Source organism: Roseateles sp. GW821-FHT09G03, assembly GCF_059416045.1.
Map to the genome: position 1 here is coordinate 579,902 of NZ_JBWKOK010000004.1, position 22,573 is coordinate 602,474.

A 22,573-nucleotide genomic window follows, 5' to 3' on the forward strand; every position below is an offset into this window, starting at 1 on the left:
GGCCCCTCGTTTTTCGTTCAACGTTCCATCTGACGGCCTGGCCCGTCATTGCGGCGCGGTGGATCCACCGCACGCGGGGGCTCTGCCGCGCGCGGCGGCTCGGCGCGCGGCGCCGGGCGAGGCGCCTCGACGCGGGGCTGCGGCTGCGGCATCGGGCGTGGTGCTTCGAAGCGCGGCTGTTCCACCCGGGGCTGCTCCACGCGCGGTTGCTCGACCCGCGGCTGCTGCGGACGCTCGAAGCGCGGCTGCTCCGGACGGGGCTGCTCGAAGCGGGGCTGCTCGAAGCGCGGTTGTTCAACACGGGGTTGCTCGACGCGCGGCTGTTCCGTTCTGTCAGGGCCGCGATGGCGCCAGTCGTTGCGGTCGCCTTCGCGGCGCTCCGACGGCCGTTGCGCGTCGGGACCGCGTTGCGGCACCACCGTCTGCGCCGACGGCGCGGGCGGCGTCTGCTGCGCCTGCGGCACCTGCGGCCGCACCGTCGCGATGTCCGGCTCGGGGCGGATCACGCCGCGGACCGGACGGCTCTCGCCGGGCCGCGCGTCACCCGGCGAGTCCGGACGACCATCGCCGTTGCGGTCCATGAAGGGCCGGCCTTCGTTCCGACCTTCGTTGCGGCCGTCGTTGGGGCCGGCGGGCCCGGTGTAGGGTCCCGGGTTCGGACCATCCGGCCGACCATCATGGTTGCGGTCCACGAACGGACGACCGGCGTCGGGACGCCCGTCCGGGCGCCCATCCGGACGACCGTCGGCCTGCCCGATCGGACGCGGCGGCCACGAGCGCTGCGGCTGCAGCGCGGTCGCCGGCAGCGGTGCCGACACGGGCCGCTGCGTGTACAGGGCGCCATGGTCGCGCTCGTTCCGGTAGACCGGCGGGCGCTGGCCCGGCCGCACCACCGTGGCCGGATTCGCATCCGGATTCACCCGGCGCCAGTAGGCCTGGCTGTAGCGGAAGCCTGGGGTCCAGGCTTCGCGCGGCGCCAGCGGCACCCAGCTGCCGTAACGCGGCGGCGGCGGACGCCGGCCTCCGCCGACGACGACACCGACACCGATCGAGATGCCCGGTCCCACGCCGCCGACCAGCGCCGGCGCGTACGCCGGACGGCGCACATACGGCCCCGGCACCCAGCACCAGCGCTCGCGGTAGTAGGCCCAACGACCGTAATGGAACGGGGCGAAGCCCCAGGGCATGTCGTCCACCCAGGTGTAGCCCCAGCGCGCGCTCCACACCCAGCGGCCGTAGCGGTACGGCGCCCAGTCGGCGACGACGACCTGCGGCACCCACACGGCGCCGTAATCCGAGCTCTGCTCCCACGCGCCGTAGCGCGCCAGGTCCTCGGCACCGGTCATCTCCGGCGACACGTAAGGCACGCTCGTGCCGCTGCCGACCAGCGGCTGCACCGCGTCACGGCTGTCTTCCAGCATGAGTCTCGCAAAGCCGTCCTGCTGCAGCGGCTGGCGCTCGGTCCGCGGGCCGTTGTCCCACCAGAACTCGGCCTGCTCGTTCGTCCCCAGCCAGACCGGCTGCGCGTCGGTCGCGCGCGAGTCGAAGCGCAGCTTGCCTTGCCAGGCCTGGGCCTCGCTGCCGCGATCCAGTTGCGTCACGCGGTACAGGCCCTCGCGCTCGAAGCCGAAGCGGCCCTCCAGCGTGCGCACCGTCCATTCGTCGGCCGAGTCCTGGCCGCGGACCCGCAAGCCCACCGCGCCCTTCACGATCTGGACCGCGATGCGGTTGTCGGCCAGGGCGTTGAATTCGATTTCGCTGCGGTGGTCGATCCACAGCGTCGAGACGCCGATCGTGACCGTCGCGCCACTGCCGTCGTCGGTGCGGAGGCGATCCCCTTCGCCGACGCTCTGGTTGCGGTGCATCTGCACCCATTCGCGCTCATCGGCGTCGTACAGCCAGACCGAGCCCGCGAGGTCCGCCAGCCGCCCTGCCCGCGACGGCGCGTCCGCGAACGCGGGGCCGTGCGCCAGCAAGGCCACCAGCGCGACCAGGACCAGGGAGGTGGCCATCCACCAGCGGGACAGCCACCCGCGCCCCTGCCCGGCGGCCGGCCGTCGGCGCGACGGGTGATCTGTCGAGCGATTCAGCGAATGGGTCATCGAGTCAGTCATGGCCTTTTGCCTCCACCGGCATCCGGAGGAATGCGGGACGCGGAGCTCCGCGATCGTTCCTTAACGCTTCGGCGACGTCCTGGTGCACGCCTGCTTACAACTTGACGCCCTGTTGCGCCAAGGTCAAGCGGACGCCGTAAGTCGTCGTCCTGGCCGACCACTCCGGCACCCGGCGCGCCTGGGCCGCCGATCGTCAATCGTCCGTGTTCGGGTCCAGGCCCGGGAAGAGGATCTCAGTGAAGCCGAAGCGGCTGAAATCCTTGATCCGCATCGGATAGAGCATGCCGACCAGGTGGTCGCATTCGTGCTGCACGACGCGGGCGTGGAAGCCTTCGGCCTCGCGGTCGATCAGGCTGCCGAAGGCATCGAAGCCACGGTAGCGGATGCGGCTCAGGCGGGGCACGACGCCGCGAAGCCCCGGCACCGACAGGCAGCCTTCCCAGCCCTCTTCCGTCTCGTCGGACAACGACTCGATGGTCGGGTTGATCAGCACCGTCATCGGCACCGGCGGCGCCTCCGGGTAGCGCTCGTTGCGCTGGAAGCCGAAGACGACGACCTGCAGGTCCACGCCGATCTGCGGCGCGGCCAGGCCGGCGCCGTTGGCAGCCTTCATCGTGTCGAACATGTCCTCGAGCAACTGCTTGAGCTCGGGGGTGTCGAAGTCTTCCACCGGCTTGGCGTGGCGCAGCAGGCGCGGATCGCCCATCTTCAGGATTTCTCGAACGGCCATGGCGGTTTCCTTGTGCGGCGGCTTCAGGCAGAAGCGGAGCGGGTCATCCAGGCGACGGCGGTCCCGGACGCCATCGCGTACTCTGGGAGCCATTCTAAGAACCCGACCCGGAGACTGCCCGTGAGCGCCACCACCCCCCTGCCCTCGGCCCCGGCATCGCTGCCGTCGTATCTGGAGCCGCTCGTTCCCGGCGTCTTCGCGATCGACACGGCTTTCCAGCGCGACCACTTCGACGCGGCCTTCCTGGTCGTCGATGGCGGGCGGGCGGCCTTCATCGACACGGGCACGCGGCTCGCGCTGCCGCGCCTGCTCGGCGCGCTGGAAGCGCTCGGCGTGCCGCGCGACGCGGTGGACTGGGTGATCCCCACCCACGTGCATCTGGACCATGCCGGCGGCGTCGGTCCGTTGATGGCGGAACTGCCGTCGGCAACACTGCTGGTGCATCCGCGCGGCCTGCGGCACATGGTCGATCCGTCCGCGCTGTGGGCCGGTGCGCTCGCGGTCTACGGGGAGGCGGAGATGCGCCGTTCCTACGGCGAGCTGATGAGCGTTCCCGAATCACGCACGCAGGCGAGCAGCGACGAGCAGCGCATCACCGTGGGCGCACGCCCGCTGCGGCTGATCGACACGCCGGGGCACGCGCGCCATCACCACTGCGTGTGGGACGAGACCAGCGGCGGCTGGTTCACCGGCGACACCTTCGGGTTGTCGTATCGCGAGTTCGACGATCCGGAGCGCGGCGCGTGGATCATGCCGACGAGCACGCCGGTGCAGTTCGAGCCGGATGCGCTGCGCGCCTCCATCGCGCGGATGATGGCGACGCGGCCGTCGCGCATGTACCTCACGCATTACAGCGCCGTGGGCCGCGACGCGGCGGACGTCGAGCGCCTCGCCGCGCTGCTGGTCGCGCAGATCGACGAGATGGAAGCGATCGCGCTGCGGCTGAAGGACGCGCCGGATCGCCACGTCGCGCTCAAGCGCGAGCTGCTCGCCCTGTACCAGCGCCGCGCGATTGAACACTGCGGCGACCGCATGCCATCGACGCGCGTGGCCGCGCTGCTGGCGATGGATGTGGAGCTCAATGCCCAGGGTCTGGCGGTCTGGCTCGACAAGCGATCGCGCCAATGAAAACGGCGGCCAGAGGCCGCCGCTTTTGGTGCTTCATTGCGCGTGAGCGCAACGAGACTTACGCGTCCAGGTTGAGCTCCTGGATCTTCCGCGTGATCGTGTTGCGTCCGATGCCGAGCTTCTGCGCGGCCTCGATGCGGCGGCCGCGCGTGAGGTCCAGCGCGGTCAGGATCAGGCTGGCCTCGAAGCGGCGCGTCAGCACGTCCCACACGTTGGGCTCGCCGGCCGCGAGCAGGCGCCTCGCCTCGCGCGCCATCTCCGCCACCCACGCGTCCGGCGACGGCGGGATCGGCACCGCCGGCAGCGGCATGGACGTCGCCGACGCGGAACTCGTCAACCCGCTCGCCAGCGGCATGACCTCGGACGACATCGTCGCGGAGATCGCCGAGGCATGCGCCCCCGGTTGCGCCAGCAGTTCCTGCGGCAGGTCCTTGGCCTCGACCACCAGGCTGGGCGCCATCACGCTCAGCCAGTGGCAGATGTTCTCGAGCTGCCGCACGTTGCCGGGGAAATCGAAGTTCACCAGGCGCTGCAACGCAGCTTCCGACAGGCGCTTGGGCTCAACGCCGAGCTCGCCCGCGCTGCGCTGCAGGAAGTAGCGCGTCAGCAGCGGCACGTCCTCGCGGCGCTCGCGCAGCGGCGGCAATCTCAGGCGGATCACGTTGAGGCGATGGAACAGGTCCTCGCGGAAGCGGCCTTCCTTGACCAGCGTCTCGAGGTTCTGATGCGTCGCCGCGACCACCCGCACGTTCGCCTTCTGCGGGCTGTGACCGCCGACGCGATAGAACTGGCCGTCCGACAGCACCCGCAGCAATCGCGTCTGCAGGTCCAGCGGCATGTCGCCGATCTCGTCGAGGAACAAGGTGCCGCCCTCGGCCTGCTCGAAGCGGCCGCGCCGCGTCGCCTGCGCGCCCGTGAACGCGCCGCGCTCATGGCCGAACAGTTCCGACTCCAGCAGATCCTTCGGGATGGCCGCCGTGTTGATCGCGACGAAGGGTCCCTCCGCGCGCGGGCTGTGCTTGTGCAGCGCGCGCGCCACCAGCTCCTTGCCCGAGCCCGACTCGCCGGTGATCAGCACCGTCACGTGGCTCTGGCTCAGCCGGCCGATCGCGCGGAACACGTCCTGCATCGCCGGCGCCTGGCCCAGCATCTCGGGCATCTGCACCGTCTCGGCCTCGCCGACGGCCTCGCGCTGGCTCTCTTCCTGCGCCCGCCGGATCAGCTCCACCGCGCGCGGCAGGTCGAAGGGCTTGGGCAGGTACTCGAAGGCCCCGCCCTGGAACGCGCTCACCGCGCTGTCCAGGTCGGAGTAGGCCGTCATGATGATCACCGGCAGCCCCGGCAGCTGCTTCTTGATCGTGCTCAGCAGCTCCAGGCCCGAGCCGCCCGGCATGCGGATGTCCGACACCAGCACCTGCGGCGTGTCCTCCTCCAGCGCGGCCAGCACCTCGCGGGTCTGGGCGAAGCTGCGCACCGGCAGCCCCTCGCGCGTCAACGCCTTCTCGAGAACAAAACGGATGGAATGGTCGTCGTCAACAATCCAGATCGACTTCATCTATGGCTCCCCTTTCCCCCGTTGTCGGCTTGTGGCCGCGGCTCAGGGCAAAGGCAGGGTGATTCGGAAATCGGTCCGACCCGGCTGGCTGTCGCAATCGATCATCCCCTGGTGCTGTTGGGCGATCGTCTGCGCCAGCGTCAGCCCGAGACCGGAACCGCCATCCCTCCCTGAAACCAGCGGAAAGAAGATGCGGTCCTTGATCTCCTCGGGCACGCCCGGGCCGTTGTCTTCGATATGCAATTCCAATGCCAAGCGCCAGCGCTGCTTGCCGATGGTCACCTGCCGGGCGACGCGTGTGCGCAGTGCGATGACGGCGTCGCCCCCGTCGATGCGCTCGTGCAGCGCCTGCGCCGCGTTCTGGACGATGTTGAGCACCGCCTGGATCAGCTGCTCGCGGTCGCCGCGGAAGTCGGGCAGCGAGATGTCGTAGTCGCGGATCATCGTCAGCCCGCGCGGGTACTGCGCCAGCACCAGCGTGCGCACCCGCTCGCAGACCTCGTGGATGTTGACGTCGCCCACCACCTGCGCGCGCCGGTGCGGCGCGAGCAGCCGGTCCACCAGCGACTGCAGCCGGTCGGCCTCGTGGATGATGACCTCGGTGTATTCTTCGAGCTCCGGCCACAGGTCCGTCGGCTGCAGCTCCAGCGCCAGCAGCTGCGCCGCGCCGCGGATGCCGCCCAGCGGGTTCTTGATCTCGTGCGCGAGGTTGCGCGTCAGTTCCTTGGTCGCGTGGACCTGGTCGAGGTTGCGCTCCTCGCGGTCCTGGCGCGTCTGCTGCGCGTTCTCGATGAGTTCGATCACCAGCCGCTGCGGATCGTCCGTCTGGCTGACGATCACGTGCACCGGCAGCAGGTCGTCATGCGTGCGCGGGCCGCGGCGGATGGTCGCGTCGAAGCGCGAGCTCGAGAACGCGTTGCGGCTGACCTCTTCGAGCGCCTCGACGACACGGCCGGTGTCGACGAACCATTCGAGCAGGTTGCTGCCCTGCACCGCGCGGCGCGGCAGGTTGAACAGCGTCTCGACGGCGGTGTTGGCGAACTCGCAGGTGCCGTCGGCGCGGACCACGGCGACGAGCGTCGCCAGCAGGTCGAAGCACGCGTACTGCGCGTTGTGCGCGTCGTGTGACGCAGGATGGGGAGTGGTCATGGGGTGCTGCCCTCGCCGCCATCGGCGCGCGACACCACGGCGGCCCGGGCCGCCGGCCCCCGATCAGAGATTGGGCGGCGGCAGCTTGGCGAGTTCGCGCTTGATGGCCTGGACGTCGGCTTCCTGGCGCGACACCGCGGCCTTGAGCTCGGCCGTGCGGTCGATGTACTTCTGGTAGTTGCGTTCGTCGCCGCGACGCTCGGGCTGCCCGCCGTTGTATTCCTGCTGGATCTTGCTGAGCTTGCCTTCGGCGTCGCGCAGCTCCTGCTCGAGGATGCGGCGGCGATCGTCGTCACGGACGCGCTGGTCCTTGGCATCGACCTTGAGATCAGCACTCTGGCCTCCCGACGCGGGCGCCGTGGTCGCCGGCGCGCGCGGCTTGCTCGGCGCGATCACGGAGATCGGCGTGCCCTCGATGCTGCGGCAACCCTTGTCGGCGGCTTCCTTGGCGGACATCGCATCCGTGTACAGCACCGGCGGACCGGGGCAGCGATACACGATGCCCTGCGCCGATGCCTGCCCGGCCGCCATGCCCATCATGGCGGCCAGCATCATCGCCAACCACGAACGTCCCACCCGCTTGTGCTGCAGCGTCATCTGCATTCCCTGCTTCTAACTGACCAGAGTCGTCGGACATTGTGACGCAATCGGTCACCGCCGGGAGAGAGCGTGCGCTCACGCCCTGTTGCCAGGTGTACGCGTGGGGAAGGTCAGACACGTGCGTCCAGGGATCGAAAAAGAAAAGGGACGGCCGGAGCCGTCCCTGTGCGTGGTCGTGAACGTGCGGAGCGGGCCGTGCCGAAGCGGTCATGGCGCTCTCCGCGCGGACGATCACAGCGAGTAGTACATGTCGAACTCGACCGGGTGGGTGGTCATGCGGAAGCGCTGGACTTCCTGCATCTTCAGTTCGATGTAGGCATCGATGAAGCTGTCGGTGAACACGCCGCCCTTGGTCAGGAACGCGCGGTCCTTGTCCAGGTACTCCAGCGCCTGGTCCAGCGAATGGCAGACGGTCGGGATCTTCGCGTCTTCTTCCGGCGGCAGGTGGTACAGGTCCTTCGTGGCGGCTTCGCCCGGATGGATCTTGTTTTCCACGCCGTCCAGGCCGGCCATCAGCAGGGCCGCGAAGGCCAGGTACGGGTTGGCCGAGGGATCCGGGAAACGCGCCTCGATGCGGCGGCCCTTGGGGTTCGCCACGTACGGGATGCGGATCGAGGCCGAGCGGTTCTTGGCCGAGTAGGCCAGCTTCACCGGGGCTTCGAAGCCGGGCACCAGGCGCTTGTACGAGTTGGTGCCGGGGTTGGTGATGGCGTTCAGCGCGCGGGCGTGCTTGATGATGCCGCCGATGTAGTACAGCGCGAAGTCGCTCAGGCCGGCGTAGCCGTCACCGGCGAACAGGTTCTTGCCGTCCTTCCAGACCGACTGGTGCACGTGCATGCCCGAGCCGTTGTCGCCGACGATGGGCTTCGGCATGAACGTGGCGGTCTTGCCGTAGGCGTGCGCGACGTTCTGGATGATGTACTTCTGCAGCTGCAGCCAGTCGGCGCGCTGGACCAGCGAGCTGAACTTGGTGCCGATTTCCATCTGGCCGGCGTTCGCCACTTCGTGGTGGTGGACTTCGACGGGAATGCCCATCTGTTCCAGGATCAGGCACATCTCCGAGCGCATGTCCTGGCCGCTGTCGACCGGGGGCACCGGGAAGTAGCCACCCTTGACGGTGGGACGGTAGCCGCTGTTGCCGTGCTCGTAGTCCTTGCCGGTGTTCCAGGCCGCCTCTTCCGATTCGATCTTGACGAACGAGCCGGACATGTCGACGTTCCAGCGCACGCTGTCGAAGATGAAGAACTCGGGTTCCGGACCGAAGTAGGCGGTGTCGCCCAGGCCGGAGGACTTCAGGTAGGCCTCGGCGCGACGGGCCAGCGAGCGCGGGTCGCGCTCATAGGCCTTGCCGTCGGTCGGGTCGATGACGTCGCAGCTCAGGATCAGCGTCGGCTCTTCGTAGAACGGGTCGATGTTGGCCGTGTTCGGATCCGGGATAAGCAGCATGTCCGATGCTTCGATGCCCTTCCAGCCGGCGATCGAGGAGCCGTCGAAGGCATGGCCGTCGGTGAACTTGTCTTCGTCGAAATGGGAGACGGGCACGGTCACGTGCTGCTCCTTGCCGCGCGTGTCGGTGAAGCGGAAGTCAACGAACTTGACTTCATGCTCCTTGACCAGGTTCATCACGTCGGCGACGGTCTTGGTGGCCATCAATCACTCCTAGAGGGGGCTGGATGAGAAAGAAAGAGTCGTGGGGCATCGGCCCAGCGCGGACGATTTAGCAGTTTGCATGCCAACAGATGGCGGCACGGTGACAGGCAGGCGCCAGAGCGGTGCATGACACGCAAGCCCTTGATGCCCAACGCGCCAGACGGGGGCGGCATCGGTCGATCAGAGAGAACCGCTGTCAGACCACGCGCGGCATCGTCCGGGCGGGCTGCCCGAAGCGGTGCATCATCGCACCAATTCAGTGCTGATGGCGGCACCAAACTGGACCACGCCCGCGCGCAGTGCGGCGTAGGCGGCGTCCATCGCGGCGGCGTCGCCCTTGACGCCCAGTTCGATGTGCCGGCCCCACTGCGGGTGGTCGACGCTGGGCAGCGAGAAGACCTTGATGCCGGGGAAGTCGGCCTCGACGCGTTCCATCAACGGCGTCAGGCTCGCTTCCATCGCGCCCTGCACGATCAGCGAGCGCTCCCGCGTGCCGACCTCGCGGTGCAGGTCGGCGTGCAGGTGGTCCAGGACCCACTCGATCATCGGGTGCGCCATCACCGGGAAGCCGGGGACGAAGTAGGCACGGCCGACCGAGAAACCGGGGATCCTGTTGTACGGGTTCGGGATGATCGCGGCCCCTTGCGGGAACACGCCCATCACCATCCGGCGCACGGTGTCGGGGTGGTCGCGCTCGGGCGTCGTGCCCTGCTCCGCGGCCATCTGCTGGACGCGCTGCCAGATCAGGTCCGCGGCTTCCGGGTGCAGCTCGAGCGGCCGGCCCAGCGCCGCAGCCGCGGCCTGCCGCGTGTGGTCGTCCGGCGTCGCGCCGATGCCGCCGCAGCTGAAGAACAGGTCGCCGCTGTCGAAGGCCGCGCGGTACTCGCGGATGAGGTGCTCGCGGTCGTCGCCGAGGTACTTGGCCCAGGCCAGCGACAGCCCGCGCGCGCCCAGGAGCTCGATCACCTTGGACAGGTGCTTGTCCTGGCGCTTCCCGGACAGGATCTCGTCGCCGATGATGAAGAGGCCGATGTTCATGCGGGGTTCCTGCGAAAGCGTGGGAGCGGGAGTCGGCGTGGTTGGCGCGAGCTCAGAGGGGTGACGGCTTGTTCTCGATGCGCGTCACGGGACCGGGTGCCGGGTCTTGCCTGGGGTCGATCACCTCGACATCCTCGACCTCGTCGACCCGATCGACGACTCGCGGCGGCACGGCTTCATAGTTGGCCGGCAGCGCGTCCATCACCGGATCGGGGGCCCGATCGGAGACGGTGTCGGCGCGACGCATCTCCTGCAGCGCAGCCAGCGCGTAATGCGAGAACCACAGCGAGCTGAACGCGAAGACCAGCGTGTACAGCCACACCGACACCAGGATCAACACCGGCGCGAAGGCGATCGTCAGCGCCCCCATCGCCCAGATCGCGGCGGGCGCCGCGCCGAGGTAGCCGGTGGCCAGGCCGAGCACGAGCAGCGGCATCCGGTGCTCGTTGAGCAGGCGGCGGCGCTCGGGGCCGGAGGCGTGTTCGGCGAGCACGTCGAAGGTGAAGACACGGTAGCCCAGCCAGCCCCAGATCAGCGGCGGCAGGATCAGCGCCAGCGGCGGGATCAGCCAGAACGGCAGCGACGCGATCAGCAGCACGACGCACAGCACCGTGTGGCCCAGCGACCAGCTCAGGCTCGCGACGAAGCCCGCGCCGTGCTTGCGCTCCAGACCGGCGAAGCGCCGTTGCGCGACGAGGTCCACCATCGACGGCGTCATCAGCAGCGCCACCAGCAGCAGGCTCAGCACGACCAGCGCCGGCACGGCCATCGCGAGCACGATGATGGGCGCGAGCACCGTGCGGAAGGACGCGGCGCCGAGGCTGTCCAGCCACTTCAGCATGCCGTCGACGAGGCTCCACGACTCCATCGTCGCGCGCACGCCGGCGACCGCCGCTTCCCAGAAGAAGTAGCCGAGCCCGAACGCCAGCGCCGCCGACACGATCAGCGGCAGCAGCGACAGGCCGATCACCCGCGGATGCAGGCAGTACGCGGCCGCGCGCCAGAACGAGTCGGCGAGGCGGCTCATCGGCTTGATCATCAGTCGTTTCCTCCGGCCGGCGCGCGGCCGGCGATGTCCATGGGCGCGCCGCCGGACGGGGTCGATCCGTCGCCGGGCGCGGCCGCGATCTTGTCACGTCCGACGAGCCGCTTGAGCCCCAGCCACTGCTGCACCCAGAAGCCGCGTCCGTAGTCGCGCCCGCCCTCTTCCGGCAACTGGTCGCGCACGCCGGTCGGGTCCCAGCGGTCCTCGAAGTTGGCGGTGCGGAACAGCACGTCCCAGATCGGGAACATCACCGCGAAGTTGTGGCCGCCCAGGGTGCCGCGACCGAAGCCCTCGTGGCCGATGCCGATCGAGTGGTGCAGGCGATGGAAGCGCGGGCTCACCAGCAGCCGCTCGCCGATCAGGCCGAAGGTCAGCCGCAGATTGGCGTGCTGCAGGTTCTCGAGCAATTGCGAGATCGCCACCAGCGCGACGAACTGGCCGGGACCGACACCGATCAGCCGCGCCGTGATCGCGACCGCGCTGTCGATGATCAGGTCGTCGAGCAGGTGGTTGCGGCTGTCGCTCCACATCGTCATCTGGCGCTGGCTGTGATGCAGCGAGTGCAGCGCCCACCACCAGTTCCACGAATGCTGCGCACGGTGCAGCCAGTACATCAGCAGGTCGAAGGCGACGAGGTAGATCACGAAGCTGACCCAGGCCACGTCGGTGACGCCGGGCCACAGCGCGTCCAGCTGGAAGGTCGGGATGCCGTGCATGCGCATCTCGCCCACGGCGCCGTCGAACAGCGGCTCCAGCGAGAAGAACATGACCAGCCGGAACAGCCCCAGCCGCTGGATCAGCGTGTAGACGATGTCGATGCGGATCGCGTGGCGGTCGGTGACGGCCTCGACCGGACGCCAGCGTTGCAGGGCGCCGATCACCGCCAGCATCACGACGATCTGGATCAGGCCGATGAGCAGCCAGCCGGTCGCGTCGAACGCGTCCTCGAGCAGGTTGCCGTAGCCGAGGTTGAACACGATCGGTTGAATGACGCTCTCGAACAGCGCCTGCTGCGCCTGTCCGAACAGATCGGTGAACCAGTCCATCACGCCGTGGGTCCTCCTGAAAAGTGATGCATCGCCGCGTCAGCGTCCTAGCGCTTCAACACGCCAACGCCTCAGCGCCTGAGCGCGTCCTTCGGGCCCGGTGCCCCGGCCCCGCCGCCGGACGCGGCCGTGCCCGCGCTTGAAGTCGAGGTTGAGGTCGAAGCCGCCTTCAGCGCGACCGCCTCCTGCGGCTTGCGCATCCACGCGACGTACTCCGGATGATCGCGCAACGGCGCGAAGCACATGCCCCGGGCTTTCAACCCTTGCAGCAGCGGCTCCAGCACGGTCGGCGCCCAGGGATCCTGGCGCGACCAGATGCCCAGGTGGGCCATCAGGATGTCGCCCGGCTTGACGCGCCGCAGCGCCTGCTCGAGCAGCGCCTGGTTGGGGAACTTGTCGCTCGGCAGCTCGTCGCCGAGGAAACCCGAGGCGTTCCAGCCGACATGCCGGAAACCGCAGGCCTGCGCCGCCGCGAGCAGCGCCGGCGACGTGCGCCCGGCCGGCGCGCGGAAGATCATCGACATCGGCCGCCCGGTCATCTCGAGGAAGCGGCGCGCGGGGCGCTTGAGCTCCTCGCAGTACTCGGCCGAGCTCAGCACCACGTTCTGCGGCACCTGCTCGCCCGCGGCGCGCTTGAAGCGGAACTTCCCGTCGGGCAGGTCGGCCGACCAGGCATCGTGGAACCAGGTGTGCGAGCCGAAGTCGTGGCCCTGCTCGGCCAGCTGTTTCCACCAGGGCGCCCACTTGTCGTCGAGCGTCTGGCCGCCGTCCATCGTCGGTTCCTGGGCCAGGAAGAACGTCGCCTTCGCATCGAAGCGCTTGAGCGTGTCGACGATCAGCGGCGCGACGCCCATGTGCCCGGTGTCGAAGGTCAGATAGACGGGCTTGTCGCAAGGCGCGTTCGCCGGTGCCGAGGCGGACTGCGGCTGCGCCTGCACGACCGCGGTCATGCCGAGCAGCAACGCCGCGCCATGACGCAGCACGGGCGGCAACAGCGGCCGCAGCGCACGACGGCGCGCCAGGCGCGGGACGGACGATGTCTTCACGGGCTCGGGCCTGGGTCCGGACGCGCTCACTGGCGCGGCATCTGGTCGAGGGTCCAGACGCCGTGCGGCGACTTGCCGACCTTGACCTGCTGCAGGATCTGCTTGGTCTGCAGGTCCATCACCGTCAGCTTGCGGGCCCAGCGCGACGTGAACATCAGCGTGCGGCCGTCGGTGAGGATCTCCATGTCGTCCGGGCCGCCCGGGGCCTTGAAGGTGTCGACGACCGTGAAGTCCGCCAGCGCGATCTTGCTGATCGTGTTGGCCGCGCGGTTGCTCACCAGCACGTGCTTCCTGTCGCCGAGCGCGCGGAACGAGTGGGCGCCGTCGCCGGTCTCGAGGCGCTTGACCAGCTTCGGCAACGCACCGGTGACGTCATAGACCTCGACGCTGCGCTCGCCGGTCAGCGCGACCAGCAGGTACTTGTCGTCCGGCGTCAGGTACAGGTCGGCGGGCAGCTTGCCGACAGGGATCTTCCAGCGCGCGGCCATCGTGTTCAGGTCGATCGCCAGCAGCTCGCTGCTGTCCTGCAGGCTCGCGTAGACGACGCTGCTCCTGCTGTCGATGGACAGGTGGCTGGGCGTCTTCGGCGCGGAGAAGCGCTTGAACAGCGCCATCGGCTGCGCCGCGTTCTGCGGCTGCCACTTGTAGATGTCGACGTGGTCCAGCCGGTTGCCAGCCAGCACCAGCCACTTCATGTCGGGCGAGAAACGCAGGTGGTACGGGTCAGGGATGCCGCGCACGGTGCGCTGCACCTCGGCCGTCACTGGATCGAGGAAGGTCAGCGAGTCGCCCAGCGCGTTCGCCACGACCATGGTCTTGCGGTCCGGCGTCAGGTAGAGGTGATGGGGCTCCTTGCCGGTCGGGATGCGCTTGATCTCGCGGAAGTCCTTCGGGTCGATGACGCTGATGTCGGCGTCCAGCGAGTTCAGCACGAAGATGGGACTGCCGGTGGACGCGATGGCGACCTGGGCCGCGGTCAGCGCGCTCAAGGCGGTGACGACCAGGGCGGCCAGCACGGGCCGCACGAGGGAAGACAGCATGGAGATCCTCAACAGGAGATGCCTGGCGCGCCCAGCGCCACGCAGCCCTCAAGTGTAGGCGGGTTCACCCTAGGTCCCGGGCGGAACAGGACCGCGGAGCCCTGCTGATGCCGGCCTGGGCGCCAGACAGGTCCGGTGCATGAGCCGTTCTTGAGCGTTTCGAGGCGGCGGCTTCACGCGCTCCGCGCGCAAGCCTCGAGCGATCGCGGCGCCGCAGTTGCATTCAGTTGCGCCAGACTTGCCGCCAGGGTTGCGGCAAGTCTGCGCATGGCGAACTTCTTGGGGCGCCTTCGGGACGGCTTATTCGTCGTCGCCGCCGAGCAGGCCGCCCAGCAATCCGCCCCCGGCGATGCCGGTCAGCAGACCACCCTCTTCCCGCGAGCCCCCGCGCTGCGGGGCCGCGGCGAAGACGCGCGAGGCCAGCCGCGAGAACGGCAGGCTCTGCAGCCAGATCTCGCCGGGGCCGGTCAGCTTCGCCAGGAACAGACCTTCGCCGCCGAACAGGGCGGTCTTGATCTTGCCTACGTACTGAATCTCAAAACTCACGCTGGGCGTGTAGGCGACGACGCAGCCGGTATCCACCAGCAGCGTCTGACCCGGCTGGAGCGTACGTCGAACCACGGTACCCCCTGCATGCACGAAGGCCAGCCCATCACCATCGAGCTTCTGCATGATGAACCCTTCGCCACCGAAGAAGCCTGTCGACAGGCGCTGCTGGAGTGCGATCCCCAGCGACACGCCGCGGGCCGCGCACAGGAACGCGTCCTTCTGGCAGATGAGCGTGCCTCCGAGCTTGCCGAGATCCATCGGCAGGATCTTGCCGGGATACGGCGCCGCGAAAGCGACCCGCAACTTCCCATGACTCTGGTTCGTGTAGACCGTGGTGAACAGCGATTCACCGGTCACCAGCCGCTTGCCGGCGCCCAGCAACTTCCCGAAGAAACCGCCCTGGTTGGCGGACCCGTCGCCGAACACCGTGTCCATGCCGATACCGGCATCCATGAACATCATGCTGCCGGCTTCACCGATCGCAGCTTCGCCGGGGTCAAGTTCGACCTCGACGAACTGCATCTCGGCACCCTTGATTTCGTAGTCGACTACATCCATGGCCATGGTCTTCACCTTCTGTCTTTTCACCTGGAAACGGGCGCGATATTAACGTTTCGCGGCCTTCCTCTACTGCGGTCATGACGCCCATGTCTCCTGACGAAAGCGCACCCAACACCCCCCTGAAGCCTGGCGACAGCTACGTGCAATCCTTCGCGCGCGGCCTGTCGGTGATCCGGACCTTCGATACCCACCATGCGCGCCAGACGTTGACGGAAGTCGCCAAGCGCTGCGGGCTGACGCGGGCCGGCGCGCGGCGCATCCTGCTGACGCTGCAGACACTGGGCTACGTGAGGTCCGAGGGGCGGCTGTTCGAGCTGACGCCCAAGATCCTCGACCTCGGCTTCGCCTACCTGTCCTCGCAGCCGCTGTGGCGTTTCGCCGAGCCGGTGGCCATCCAGTTGGCCAATGACCTGCGGGAGTCCGTCTCCATCGCGGTGCTCGACGGTGAGGATGCGGTCTTCGTGCTGCGCGCGCCGCTGCGCAAGATCCTGTCCGACCCGATGGGCGTCGGCAGCCGTCTACCGGCATGGGCCACGGCCACCGGCCGCGTGCTGCTGGCCTCGCTGTCGGTCGAGGAGCGCGAGACCCGCGTGGCGCAGGTGCAGTTGGCGCGACGCGCGAGCAACACCGTGCGGTCGCACGAGGAGCTGCGCGCCGCGATCGAGCAGGCCCGGCGCCAGCACTGGTGCCTGGTGGACCAGGAGCTCGAGGACGGCGTGCTGAGCGTCGCCGTGCCGATCACCGGCCGCGATGGCCGGGTCGTCGCGGCGATGAACGTCAGCACGCATGCATCGCGCACGCCGCCGCAACTGCTGCTGGAACAGGCGCTGCCCAAGCTCCAGGCGGCGGCGCAGAACCTGTCGCAGCTGCTGGTGTTGATGAAGAAGGACTGAGACGGAAAGGACCTCTCGGGCGCTTCCTGCGCCCGGCAACGACAAAGGGCTGCCGCGGCAGCCCTTTTCTTTGGGACCAGCGACTCGCGCTTAGCCCATGTGCAATCCACCGTTGCAGCTGAAGTCCGCGCCGGTGGTGAAGCCGGACGTCTCGCCCGCGAGCCAGCCGACGATCGAGGCGATCTCCTCGGGTTCGCCGAGGCGCTTCACCGGGATGCCCGCGACGATCTTCTCCAGCACGTCCGGGCGCACCGCCTTGACCATGTCGGTGCCGATGTAGCCCGGACTGACGGTGTTCACCGTGACGCCCTTGGACGCCAGCTCCTGCGCCAGCGCCATCGTGAAGCCGTGCATGCCGGCCTTGGCCGCCGAGTAGTTGGTCTGCCCGATCTGCCCCTTCTCGCCATTGACCGACGAGATGTTGATGATGCGGCCCCAGCCCTTGTCGACCATGCCCGGCACCACCTGCTTGGTGACGTTGAACATGCTGTTGAGGTTGGTGTCGATGACGGTGTCCCACTCGTCGCGGGTCATCTTCAGGAACATGCGGTCCTTGGTGACGCCCGCGTTGTTGACCAGCACGTCGATGGTGCCGTGCTCGGCGATCGCGATGTCGAACGCGGCGACGGTGGAGTCCCAGTCGGCCACGTTGCCCGCCGAGCAGAAGAAGGTGTAGCCCTGCTCGGCCTGCTCGCCCAGCCACTTCTCGCGGTCGCGGGTGGGACCGCAGCCGGCGATGACCTTGAAGCCGTCCTTGTGGAGGCGCTGGCAGATGGCGGTGCCGATGCCGCCCATGCCGCCGGTGACGTATGCAACTTTCTGACTCATGCTTGCCTCCTGTATGGCGCCCCGGAGCGCCGCGTCCGCGGCCAGGGCGTCTGGAATGTCGAAACGGGAAAGACGCGAGAAAGACTCAGGAAAGAACAGTCGACGGCGGTGCCGCCGGTTTCAGCGCTCGACGCACAGGGCGACGCCCATGCCGCCGCCGATGCACAGGCTGGCGATGCCCTTCTTCGCATCGCGCTTGATCATCTCGTGCAGCAGCGTGACCAGGATGCGGGCGCCGGACGCGCCGATCGGATGACCCAGCGCGATCGCGCCGCCGTTGACGTTGACCTTGCTGACGTCCCAGCCCATCTCCTGATGCACCGCGCAGGCCTGCGCGGCAAAGGCCTCGTTGATCTCCAGCAGGTCCAGGTCCTTGGGCTGCCAGCCGGCGCGCTGCAGCGCCTTGCGCGACGCCGGCACCGGGCCCATGCCCATGGTCTTGGGATCGACGCCGGCGCTCGCGTACGACGCGAGGCGCGCCAGCGGCGTCAGGCCCAGCGCCTTGGCCTTGGCGTCGGTCATCAGGACCAGCCCCGCGGCGCCGTCGTTCAGGCCCGACGCGTTGCCGGCGGTCACCGAGCCGGCCTTGTCGAAAGCGGGCTTCAGACCGGCCAGCGCTTCGGCGTTGGACTTGCGGTTGATGAACTCGTCGGCCGAGAACACGATCGGATCGCCCTTCTTCTGGGGGATCGTCACCGGCACGATCTCGGCGGTGAAGCGGCCGGCGTCCTGCGCCGCGGCGGCCTTCTGCTGGCTGGCCAGCGCCAGCTCGTCCTGCTGCGCCCGGCTGACGTGATATTCCTTGGCCACGTTCTCGGCGGTGATGCCCATGTGGTACTGGTTGTACACGTCCCACAGGCCGTCGGTGATCATCGTGTCGACCAGTTTCCAGTCGCCCATGCGCTGGCCTTCGCGCGAGCCCGGCAGCACGTGCGGCGCCAGGCTCATGCTCTCCTGGCCGCCGGCGATGATGATGTCCGAATCGCCGTCGCGGATCGCCTGCGCGGCCAGCATCACGGCCTTCAGGCCGGAGCCGCAGACCTTGTTGATCGTCATCGCCGGCACCGTCACGGGCAGGCCCGCCTTGATGACGGCCTGGCGCGCCGGATTCTGGCCGACGCCGGCGGTCAGCACCTGGCCGAGGATGACCTCGTTGATCTGGTCCGGCTGCAGCCCGCTGCGGCGTAGCAGCTCCTGGATGACGATCGCGCCCAGCTCGCTGGCGGGGGTCTTCGACAGCGTCCCTCCGAACTTGCCGATCGGCGTGCGCGCCGCGGCGACGATGACGATGTCTTGCGGTGAACTCATGACTCGCTCCTCTTTGGATACTGCTGAACGACGGACGTCAGCGGGTGAATGCGGGATCAACTCTGCGGGATCAACTCTGAACCGGTTGGGTTCTCACTGCGCGGGAGTGGGTTTCACGCGCGCTGCTTCACATAGCGGCCCGGCGCCGGCTCGATGGCCTCGTGGCCGCGGCCGCCCGGCTTGCGGGGTGCCGCCTTCTGCGGCCCCGCGTGGCCGGCCAGCCACTCCGACCAGTCGGTCCACCAGCTGCCGGGATGCTCGGTGGCGGATTGCAGCCATTGCTGGTGATCGGCCGGCAGCGCCGCGCCCTTCCCCAGCCAGTGGCTGCGCTTCTTCTTCTCCGGCGGATTGATGACGCCGGCGATGTGCCCGGACGCGCCGAGCACGAAACGCTTCTTGCCCTTGAACACCTGCGTGCTGCGGTAGGCGGCGTCCCAGGGCACGATGTGGTCCTCGCGCGAGCCGTAGATGTAGACGGGCGCCTGGATCGCGCCGAGGTCGATCTTCTCGCCGCAGACGGTCAGTTGGCCGGGGACGCGCAGGTCGTTCTGCAGGTAGGTGTGGCGCAGGTACCAGCAGTACATCGGACCCGGCAGGTTGGTCGCGTCGCCGTTCCAGTACAGCAGGTCGAAGGCCGGCGGCGCATCGCCCTTCAGGTAGTTGCCGACGACGTAGTTCCAGACGAGGTCGTTCGGACGCAGGAAGCTGAAGGTCGTCGCGAGCTCCTGGCCCTTGAGCAGGCCCGGGCCGCTCACGGCCTGGTCGCCGAGCGTCATCTCACGCAGCTGCACGGCCTGCTCGTCGATGAACAGGTCCAGCACGCCGTTGCTGCTGAAGTCGATCAGCGTGGTGAGCAGCGTGACGCTCTCGGCAGGCTGCTCGCCGCGCGCGGCCAGCACGGCCAGCGCCGTCGCCAGGATCGTGCCGCCGACGCAGAAGCCCAGCGTGTTGATCGTGTCGGTGCCGGCGATCTCGCGCGTGACCTCGATGGCCTTGATCGCGGCCTTGCCGATGTAGTCGTCCCAGGTCCAGTGCACGCAGTCCGCATCGGGATTGCGCCAGCTCACCACGAAGGTGCGATGGCCCTGCGCGACCGCGTAGCGGATCAGCGAGTTCTCCGGCTGCAGGTCGAGGATGTAGTACTTGTTGATGCAGGGCGGCACCATCAGCAGCGGCCGCGCATGCACCTTCGCGGTGAGCGGCTTGTACTCGAGCAACTGGAAGAACTCGTTCTCGAAGACGACGTGGCCTTCGGTCGTCGCGACGTTGCGGCCGACCTCGAAGGCGGACTCGTCGGTCTGTGACACATGGCCGCGCCGCACGTCGGCCATCAGCAGCTGCAGGCCGCGGGTGAGGCTCTCGCCCTGCGTGTTCAGCGCGCGCTGCTGCGCTTCGGGATTGAGCGCGAGGTAGTTGCTCGGCGAGGCCGCGTCGACGAACTGCTGCACCGCGAAGCGGACGCGCGCGCGGGTCTTGTCGTCGGCCTGCACCTGGTCGGCCATCCGCTGCAGCGTCTTCGCGTTGAGCAGGTAGAGCTGCGCGGTGAAGTGGGCGAGTCGATTCTCGTTCCACGATGCATCGGCGAAGCGGCGGTCCTTCAGCGGCGCGATCGCAGTTGCCGCCGCGGTGGCGTCCGCGGCCTGGGAATCACCGAGCGCGGCGTTCCACAGCGCACTGGCCTGGCTGATGTAGTCGGACTGCAGTTGCGACCACGCGTCGGGCGGGATCTGCATCGCCTGCAATTGCTTGAAGGCATCGCCGAACCCATGCGACAGGCCGCTGGCCGCCTGTTGGGCCTGCTGAGCCCAGTGTTCGAAACCGTGGACCGATGTGCCGGGGAACCCGGTGGCGGCGTTGTTCGCGCTCATGTGTCTCCTCATGCCAACCTGAGCAAGAAGCTTGCCACAGCCGATCACGCGGAAGGTGCGGATCGACAGGGAGGCTTCGCATATGCTCAGGCGCTTTGTAGCCCGATCAGCTTACCCCCGCGTGACGCTGCTGTCGCGAGGAGCCGAGGAAATCGTTGATGTATCTGGTGGCCATCGCGTGGATGTATGTGGTGCTGATGATGGCGGTCGTCGAGGCCTTCAGTTCGCAGGGCTCGGTGCTGGGCGCGCTGATCACCTTCGTGTTCTACGGCGTGGTACCGCTATCGATCGTGATGTACGTGATGGGTACGCCCGGGCGGCGCGCCGCACGCAGAAAGGCGGAGGCGTCGACGCAAGAGCCGACCCCCGTGTCAGCGCAGCCGGATGACCGCGGCCATGCGCCCGCTCCGCAGGCCGTCGACGCGCTCGTGGCGGAACGAAAAGAATCGTGACGGCTCGCTGAGCGTGCACCACCCACCGCCGCTGACGCCACCGATGCCGAGCACGTCGAGTCTTCGTCGCGCCAGGCCGTAGAGATCGGCGCGCCAGCGCGCTTCGCCCTGGTCGTTCCGCTGGAAGCGGAACATCGGTTGATCCTGATGGCGCGGCTCGGCCCCGAAGGCCGCGAGCACATCGGCGCCGACCTCGAACTGCGCCGGTCCGATGCAGACGCCCATCCAGGCGCTGATCTCGCGAGGCTCGCAGCGCACGGCCTCGCACATCGCCGCGACGGTGTTCTCGAGCACGCCGCCCGCGAGACCTCGCCAGCCGGCATGCGCGGCACCGACCACGCCCGGTCCGGCGAACAGGACAGGCAGGCAGTCCGCCACCATCACCGCGCAGGCGAGCGCGGGATCCGTGCTGATGGCCGCGTCGGCCGGCTCGGGATCGGCGCCAGGCAGCGCATGTTCGGGGCGCAGACGCAACACGGTCGTCCCATGCACCTGCTTCAGGAATACCGGCAGACCGCCGATCGCGACCGCGACACGCCGGCGGTTCTCGATCACATTCGCCGGGTCGTCACCGACCGAACGTCCGAGGTTGAGACTCGCCAACCCGCGTTGATCGTCCGGCGCTTCCGGGCCGCCGCTGACGCCGCCGGCGCGCGTGGTCATGAAGGCGTCGACGTGCGACGCGGTCCACGTCGGCCGCAGCCAGTCCTCATTCAGCATCGGGACAGGCGCTCGGCTGCGTCTTGCTGAAGGCATCCAGCGCCATGCACTGCTCGAAGATCTTCATCACCGTCGGCACGTGGTCGAGCCGGCTGTTGAAGCGTTGGGCATTGAAGATCTGCGGCACGAGCACACAGTCGGCCATCGTCGGCGTGTCGCCGAAGCAGAAGCGGCCTGCTCTTCCTTCAGCCTTCAGGCGATGTTCGACGACCGCGAGCCCGCTCTCGACCCAGTGATGGATCCAGCGGGTCTTGTTGTCGTCACCGACGCCGAGGTCTTTCACCAGGTAGCGCAGCACGCGCAGGTTGTTCAGCGGATGGATCTCGCAGGCGATGTCCTGGGACAGCGCGCGGATGTAGGCGCGGCTCAGCGCGTCGCCGGGCAGCAGCGGCGGTTCGGGGTGCGTTTCATCGAGGTACTCGATGATCGCCATCGACTGCGTGACGAGCGCGTCGCCGTCCTTCAGCAGCGGCACGAGGCGTGACGCGGACACGGCGGCGTAGGACTCGTTGAACTGCTCGTTCTTCGCGAGGTGGACGGACTTGTAATCGAAGTCCAGGCCCTTGAGCGCCATCGCGATGCGGACGCGGTACGAGGCCGACGAACGGAAGTAGTTGTAGAGCTCCATGGCCGGCGATGATGCCACGGAGGCCACGGCGGGGGCCGGTACACTGCGGCCCATGTTCCAAGCGCGGCGCTACCAGCATTGCCCCACCTGCGGCGGCCAGATCGAATACCGCGTCCCGGCCGATGACAACCGGGAACGCGCGACCTGCACCGTGTGCGGCGCGATCCATTACGAGAACCCGTTGAACGTCGTCGGCACCTTGCCGGTGTGGGGCGATCAGGTCCTGCTGTGCAAGCGCGCGATCGAGCCGCGGCTGGGCAAGTGGACGCTGCCGGCGGGCTTCATGGAACTCGGCGAGACGCTGGCGGAAGGCGCGGCGCGCGAGACGGTCGAAGAGGCCGGCGCGCAGATCGAGCTGCAGAACCTGTACTGCGTGATGAACGTGGTCCGCGTCGGGCAGGTCCACACCTTCTACCGCGCGAAGCTGCTGAGTCCGGAGTTCGATCCGGGCCCGGAAACCCTCGAAGCCAAGCTGTTCCACGAGCACGAAGTGCCATGGGACGAGATCGCCTTCCACACGATCCGCGAAGCGCTCCAGCGCTTCTTCGAAGACCGCCGCAGCGGCAACGGGTATCCGTTGCATACGGCGGACATCGACTAATCAGGCGCGGATTCTCAGAGCTTC

Annotated in this window: 21 protein-coding genes; 4 read left to right on the plus strand and 17 right to left on the minus strand. The window is 68.4% G+C overall.

Annotated features, from left to right (window positions below; all coding sequences use genetic code 11):
- Positions 1-17: 17 nt before the first annotated feature.
- Positions 18-2,114 carry a DUF6600 domain-containing protein gene (locus AC07OZ_RS18255; RefSeq protein ID WP_495468495.1) on the minus strand — a complete coding sequence of 699 codons (2,097 nt, stop codon included), beginning with the start codon at positions 2,112-2,114 and terminating at the stop codon, positions 18-20.
- Positions 2,115-2,307: 193 nt separating this feature from the next.
- Positions 2,308-2,844 carry a peptide deformylase gene (gene def, locus AC07OZ_RS18260; protein ID WP_495468496.1) on the minus strand — a complete coding sequence of 179 codons (537 nt, stop codon included), beginning with the start codon at positions 2,842-2,844 and terminating at the stop codon, positions 2,308-2,310.
- Between the two features lie 120 nt (positions 2,845-2,964).
- On the opposite strand from def, the gene AC07OZ_RS18265 reads away from it, so the two are divergent.
- Positions 2,965-3,972, plus strand: coding sequence for an MBL fold metallo-hydrolase (locus tag AC07OZ_RS18265; protein WP_495468497.1), 1,008 nt, complete (start codon positions 2,965-2,967; stop codon positions 3,970-3,972).
- A 58-nt stretch (positions 3,973-4,030) separates the two neighbouring features.
- Here AC07OZ_RS18265 and ntrC read toward each other — a convergent pair whose 3' ends face one another.
- From ntrC to AC07OZ_RS18315, 10 genes are all read right to left on the minus strand, one after another.
- A complete protein-coding gene (gene ntrC, locus AC07OZ_RS18270; RefSeq protein ID WP_495468498.1) occupies positions 4,031-5,527 on the minus strand; it encodes a nitrogen regulation protein NR(I) in 1,497 nt (498 codons plus the stop codon).
- A 42-nt stretch (positions 5,528-5,569) separates the two neighbouring features.
- Complete coding sequence (glnL, locus tag AC07OZ_RS18275) at positions 5,570-6,676, minus strand: nitrogen regulation protein NR(II) (RefSeq protein WP_495468499.1); 1,107 nt, start codon at positions 6,674-6,676, stop codon at positions 5,570-5,572.
- 63 nt (positions 6,677-6,739) lie between these two features.
- Entirely contained in the window at positions 6,740-7,279 is a 540-nt protein-coding gene (locus AC07OZ_RS18280; RefSeq protein ID WP_495468500.1) for a hypothetical protein, read from the minus strand.
- 228 nt (positions 7,280-7,507) lie between these two features.
- Positions 7,508-8,926: a type I glutamate--ammonia ligase gene (glnA, locus tag AC07OZ_RS18285; RefSeq protein ID WP_421033021.1), complete on the minus strand. Its 1,419-nt coding sequence runs from the start codon at positions 8,924-8,926 to the stop codon at positions 7,508-7,510.
- A 243-nt stretch (positions 8,927-9,169) separates the two neighbouring features.
- Positions 9,170-9,964: a competence/damage-inducible protein A gene (locus AC07OZ_RS18290; RefSeq protein ID WP_495468501.1), complete on the minus strand. Its 795-nt coding sequence runs from the start codon at positions 9,962-9,964 to the stop codon at positions 9,170-9,172.
- 52 nt (positions 9,965-10,016) lie between these two features.
- Complete coding sequence (locus tag AC07OZ_RS18295) at positions 10,017-11,003, minus strand: EI24 domain-containing protein (protein ID WP_495468502.1); 987 nt, start codon at positions 11,001-11,003, stop codon at positions 10,017-10,019.
- Positions 11,003-12,055, minus strand: a complete 1,053-nt coding sequence (locus AC07OZ_RS18300) for a sterol desaturase family protein (protein WP_495468503.1) — start codon at positions 12,053-12,055, stop codon at positions 11,003-11,005. The genes AC07OZ_RS18295 and AC07OZ_RS18300 overlap by 1 nt, the downstream gene beginning before the upstream one ends.
- A 71-nt stretch (positions 12,056-12,126) precedes the next feature.
- Positions 12,127-13,005, minus strand: coding sequence for a polysaccharide deacetylase family protein (locus AC07OZ_RS18305; RefSeq protein ID WP_495468555.1), 879 nt, complete (start codon positions 13,003-13,005; stop codon positions 12,127-12,129).
- Positions 13,006-13,127: 122 nt separating this feature from the next.
- Complete coding sequence (locus tag AC07OZ_RS18310; RefSeq protein WP_495468504.1) at positions 13,128-14,141, minus strand: YncE family protein; 1,014 nt, start codon at positions 14,139-14,141, stop codon at positions 13,128-13,130.
- 300 nt (positions 14,142-14,441) lie between these two features.
- Positions 14,442-15,254, minus strand: coding sequence for a TIGR00266 family protein (locus tag AC07OZ_RS18315; RefSeq protein ID WP_377162067.1), 813 nt, complete (start codon positions 15,252-15,254; stop codon positions 14,442-14,444).
- An 83-nt stretch (positions 15,255-15,337) separates the two neighbouring features.
- Here AC07OZ_RS18315 and AC07OZ_RS18320 point away from each other — a divergent pair, with 83 nt between their 5' ends.
- The gene (locus tag AC07OZ_RS18320) at positions 15,338-16,144 is read left to right on the plus strand and encodes an IclR family transcriptional regulator domain-containing protein (protein WP_495468505.1); all 807 of its coding nucleotides are present in this window, start codon (positions 15,338-15,340) and stop codon (positions 16,142-16,144) included.
- 90 nt (positions 16,145-16,234) lie between these two features.
- Here AC07OZ_RS18320 and phbB read toward each other — a convergent pair whose 3' ends face one another.
- From phbB to phaC, 3 genes are all read right to left on the minus strand, one after another.
- Entirely contained in the window at positions 16,235-16,972 is a 738-nt protein-coding gene (gene phbB / locus AC07OZ_RS18325) for an acetoacetyl-CoA reductase (RefSeq protein WP_495468506.1), read from the minus strand.
- 120 nt (positions 16,973-17,092) lie between these two features.
- Positions 17,093-18,280: an acetyl-CoA C-acetyltransferase gene (locus AC07OZ_RS18330; RefSeq protein WP_495468507.1), complete on the minus strand. Its 1,188-nt coding sequence runs from the start codon at positions 18,278-18,280 to the stop codon at positions 17,093-17,095.
- Positions 18,281-18,393: 113 nt separating this feature from the next.
- Positions 18,394-20,148, minus strand: a complete 1,755-nt coding sequence (gene phaC / locus AC07OZ_RS18335; RefSeq protein WP_495468508.1) for a class I poly(R)-hydroxyalkanoic acid synthase — start codon at positions 20,146-20,148, stop codon at positions 18,394-18,396.
- Positions 20,149-20,306: 158 nt separating this feature from the next.
- Between phaC and AC07OZ_RS18340 the strand changes: the two genes are divergently transcribed.
- Entirely contained in the window at positions 20,307-20,600 is a 294-nt protein-coding gene (locus tag AC07OZ_RS18340; RefSeq protein WP_495468509.1) for a hypothetical protein, read from the plus strand.
- Here the strand turns inward: AC07OZ_RS18340 and pgeF are convergent.
- Both pgeF and maiA read right to left on the minus strand, forming a co-directional pair.
- Positions 20,520-21,320 (minus strand): peptidoglycan editing factor PgeF, encoded by an 801-nt coding sequence (gene pgeF, locus AC07OZ_RS18345; RefSeq protein WP_495468510.1) that lies wholly within the window; start codon positions 21,318-21,320, stop codon positions 20,520-20,522. The genes AC07OZ_RS18340 and pgeF overlap by 81 nt on opposite strands.
- Positions 21,310-21,948 (minus strand): maleylacetoacetate isomerase, encoded by a 639-nt coding sequence (maiA, locus tag AC07OZ_RS18350; protein ID WP_495468511.1) that lies wholly within the window; start codon positions 21,946-21,948, stop codon positions 21,310-21,312. The genes pgeF and maiA overlap by 11 nt, the downstream gene beginning before the upstream one ends.
- 52 nt (positions 21,949-22,000) lie before the next feature.
- On the opposite strand from maiA, the gene AC07OZ_RS18355 reads away from it, so the two are divergent.
- Positions 22,001-22,549, plus strand: a complete 549-nt coding sequence (locus tag AC07OZ_RS18355; RefSeq protein ID WP_495468512.1) for an NUDIX hydrolase — start codon at positions 22,001-22,003, stop codon at positions 22,547-22,549.
- The last annotated feature ends 24 nt before the right edge of the window (positions 22,550-22,573 follow it).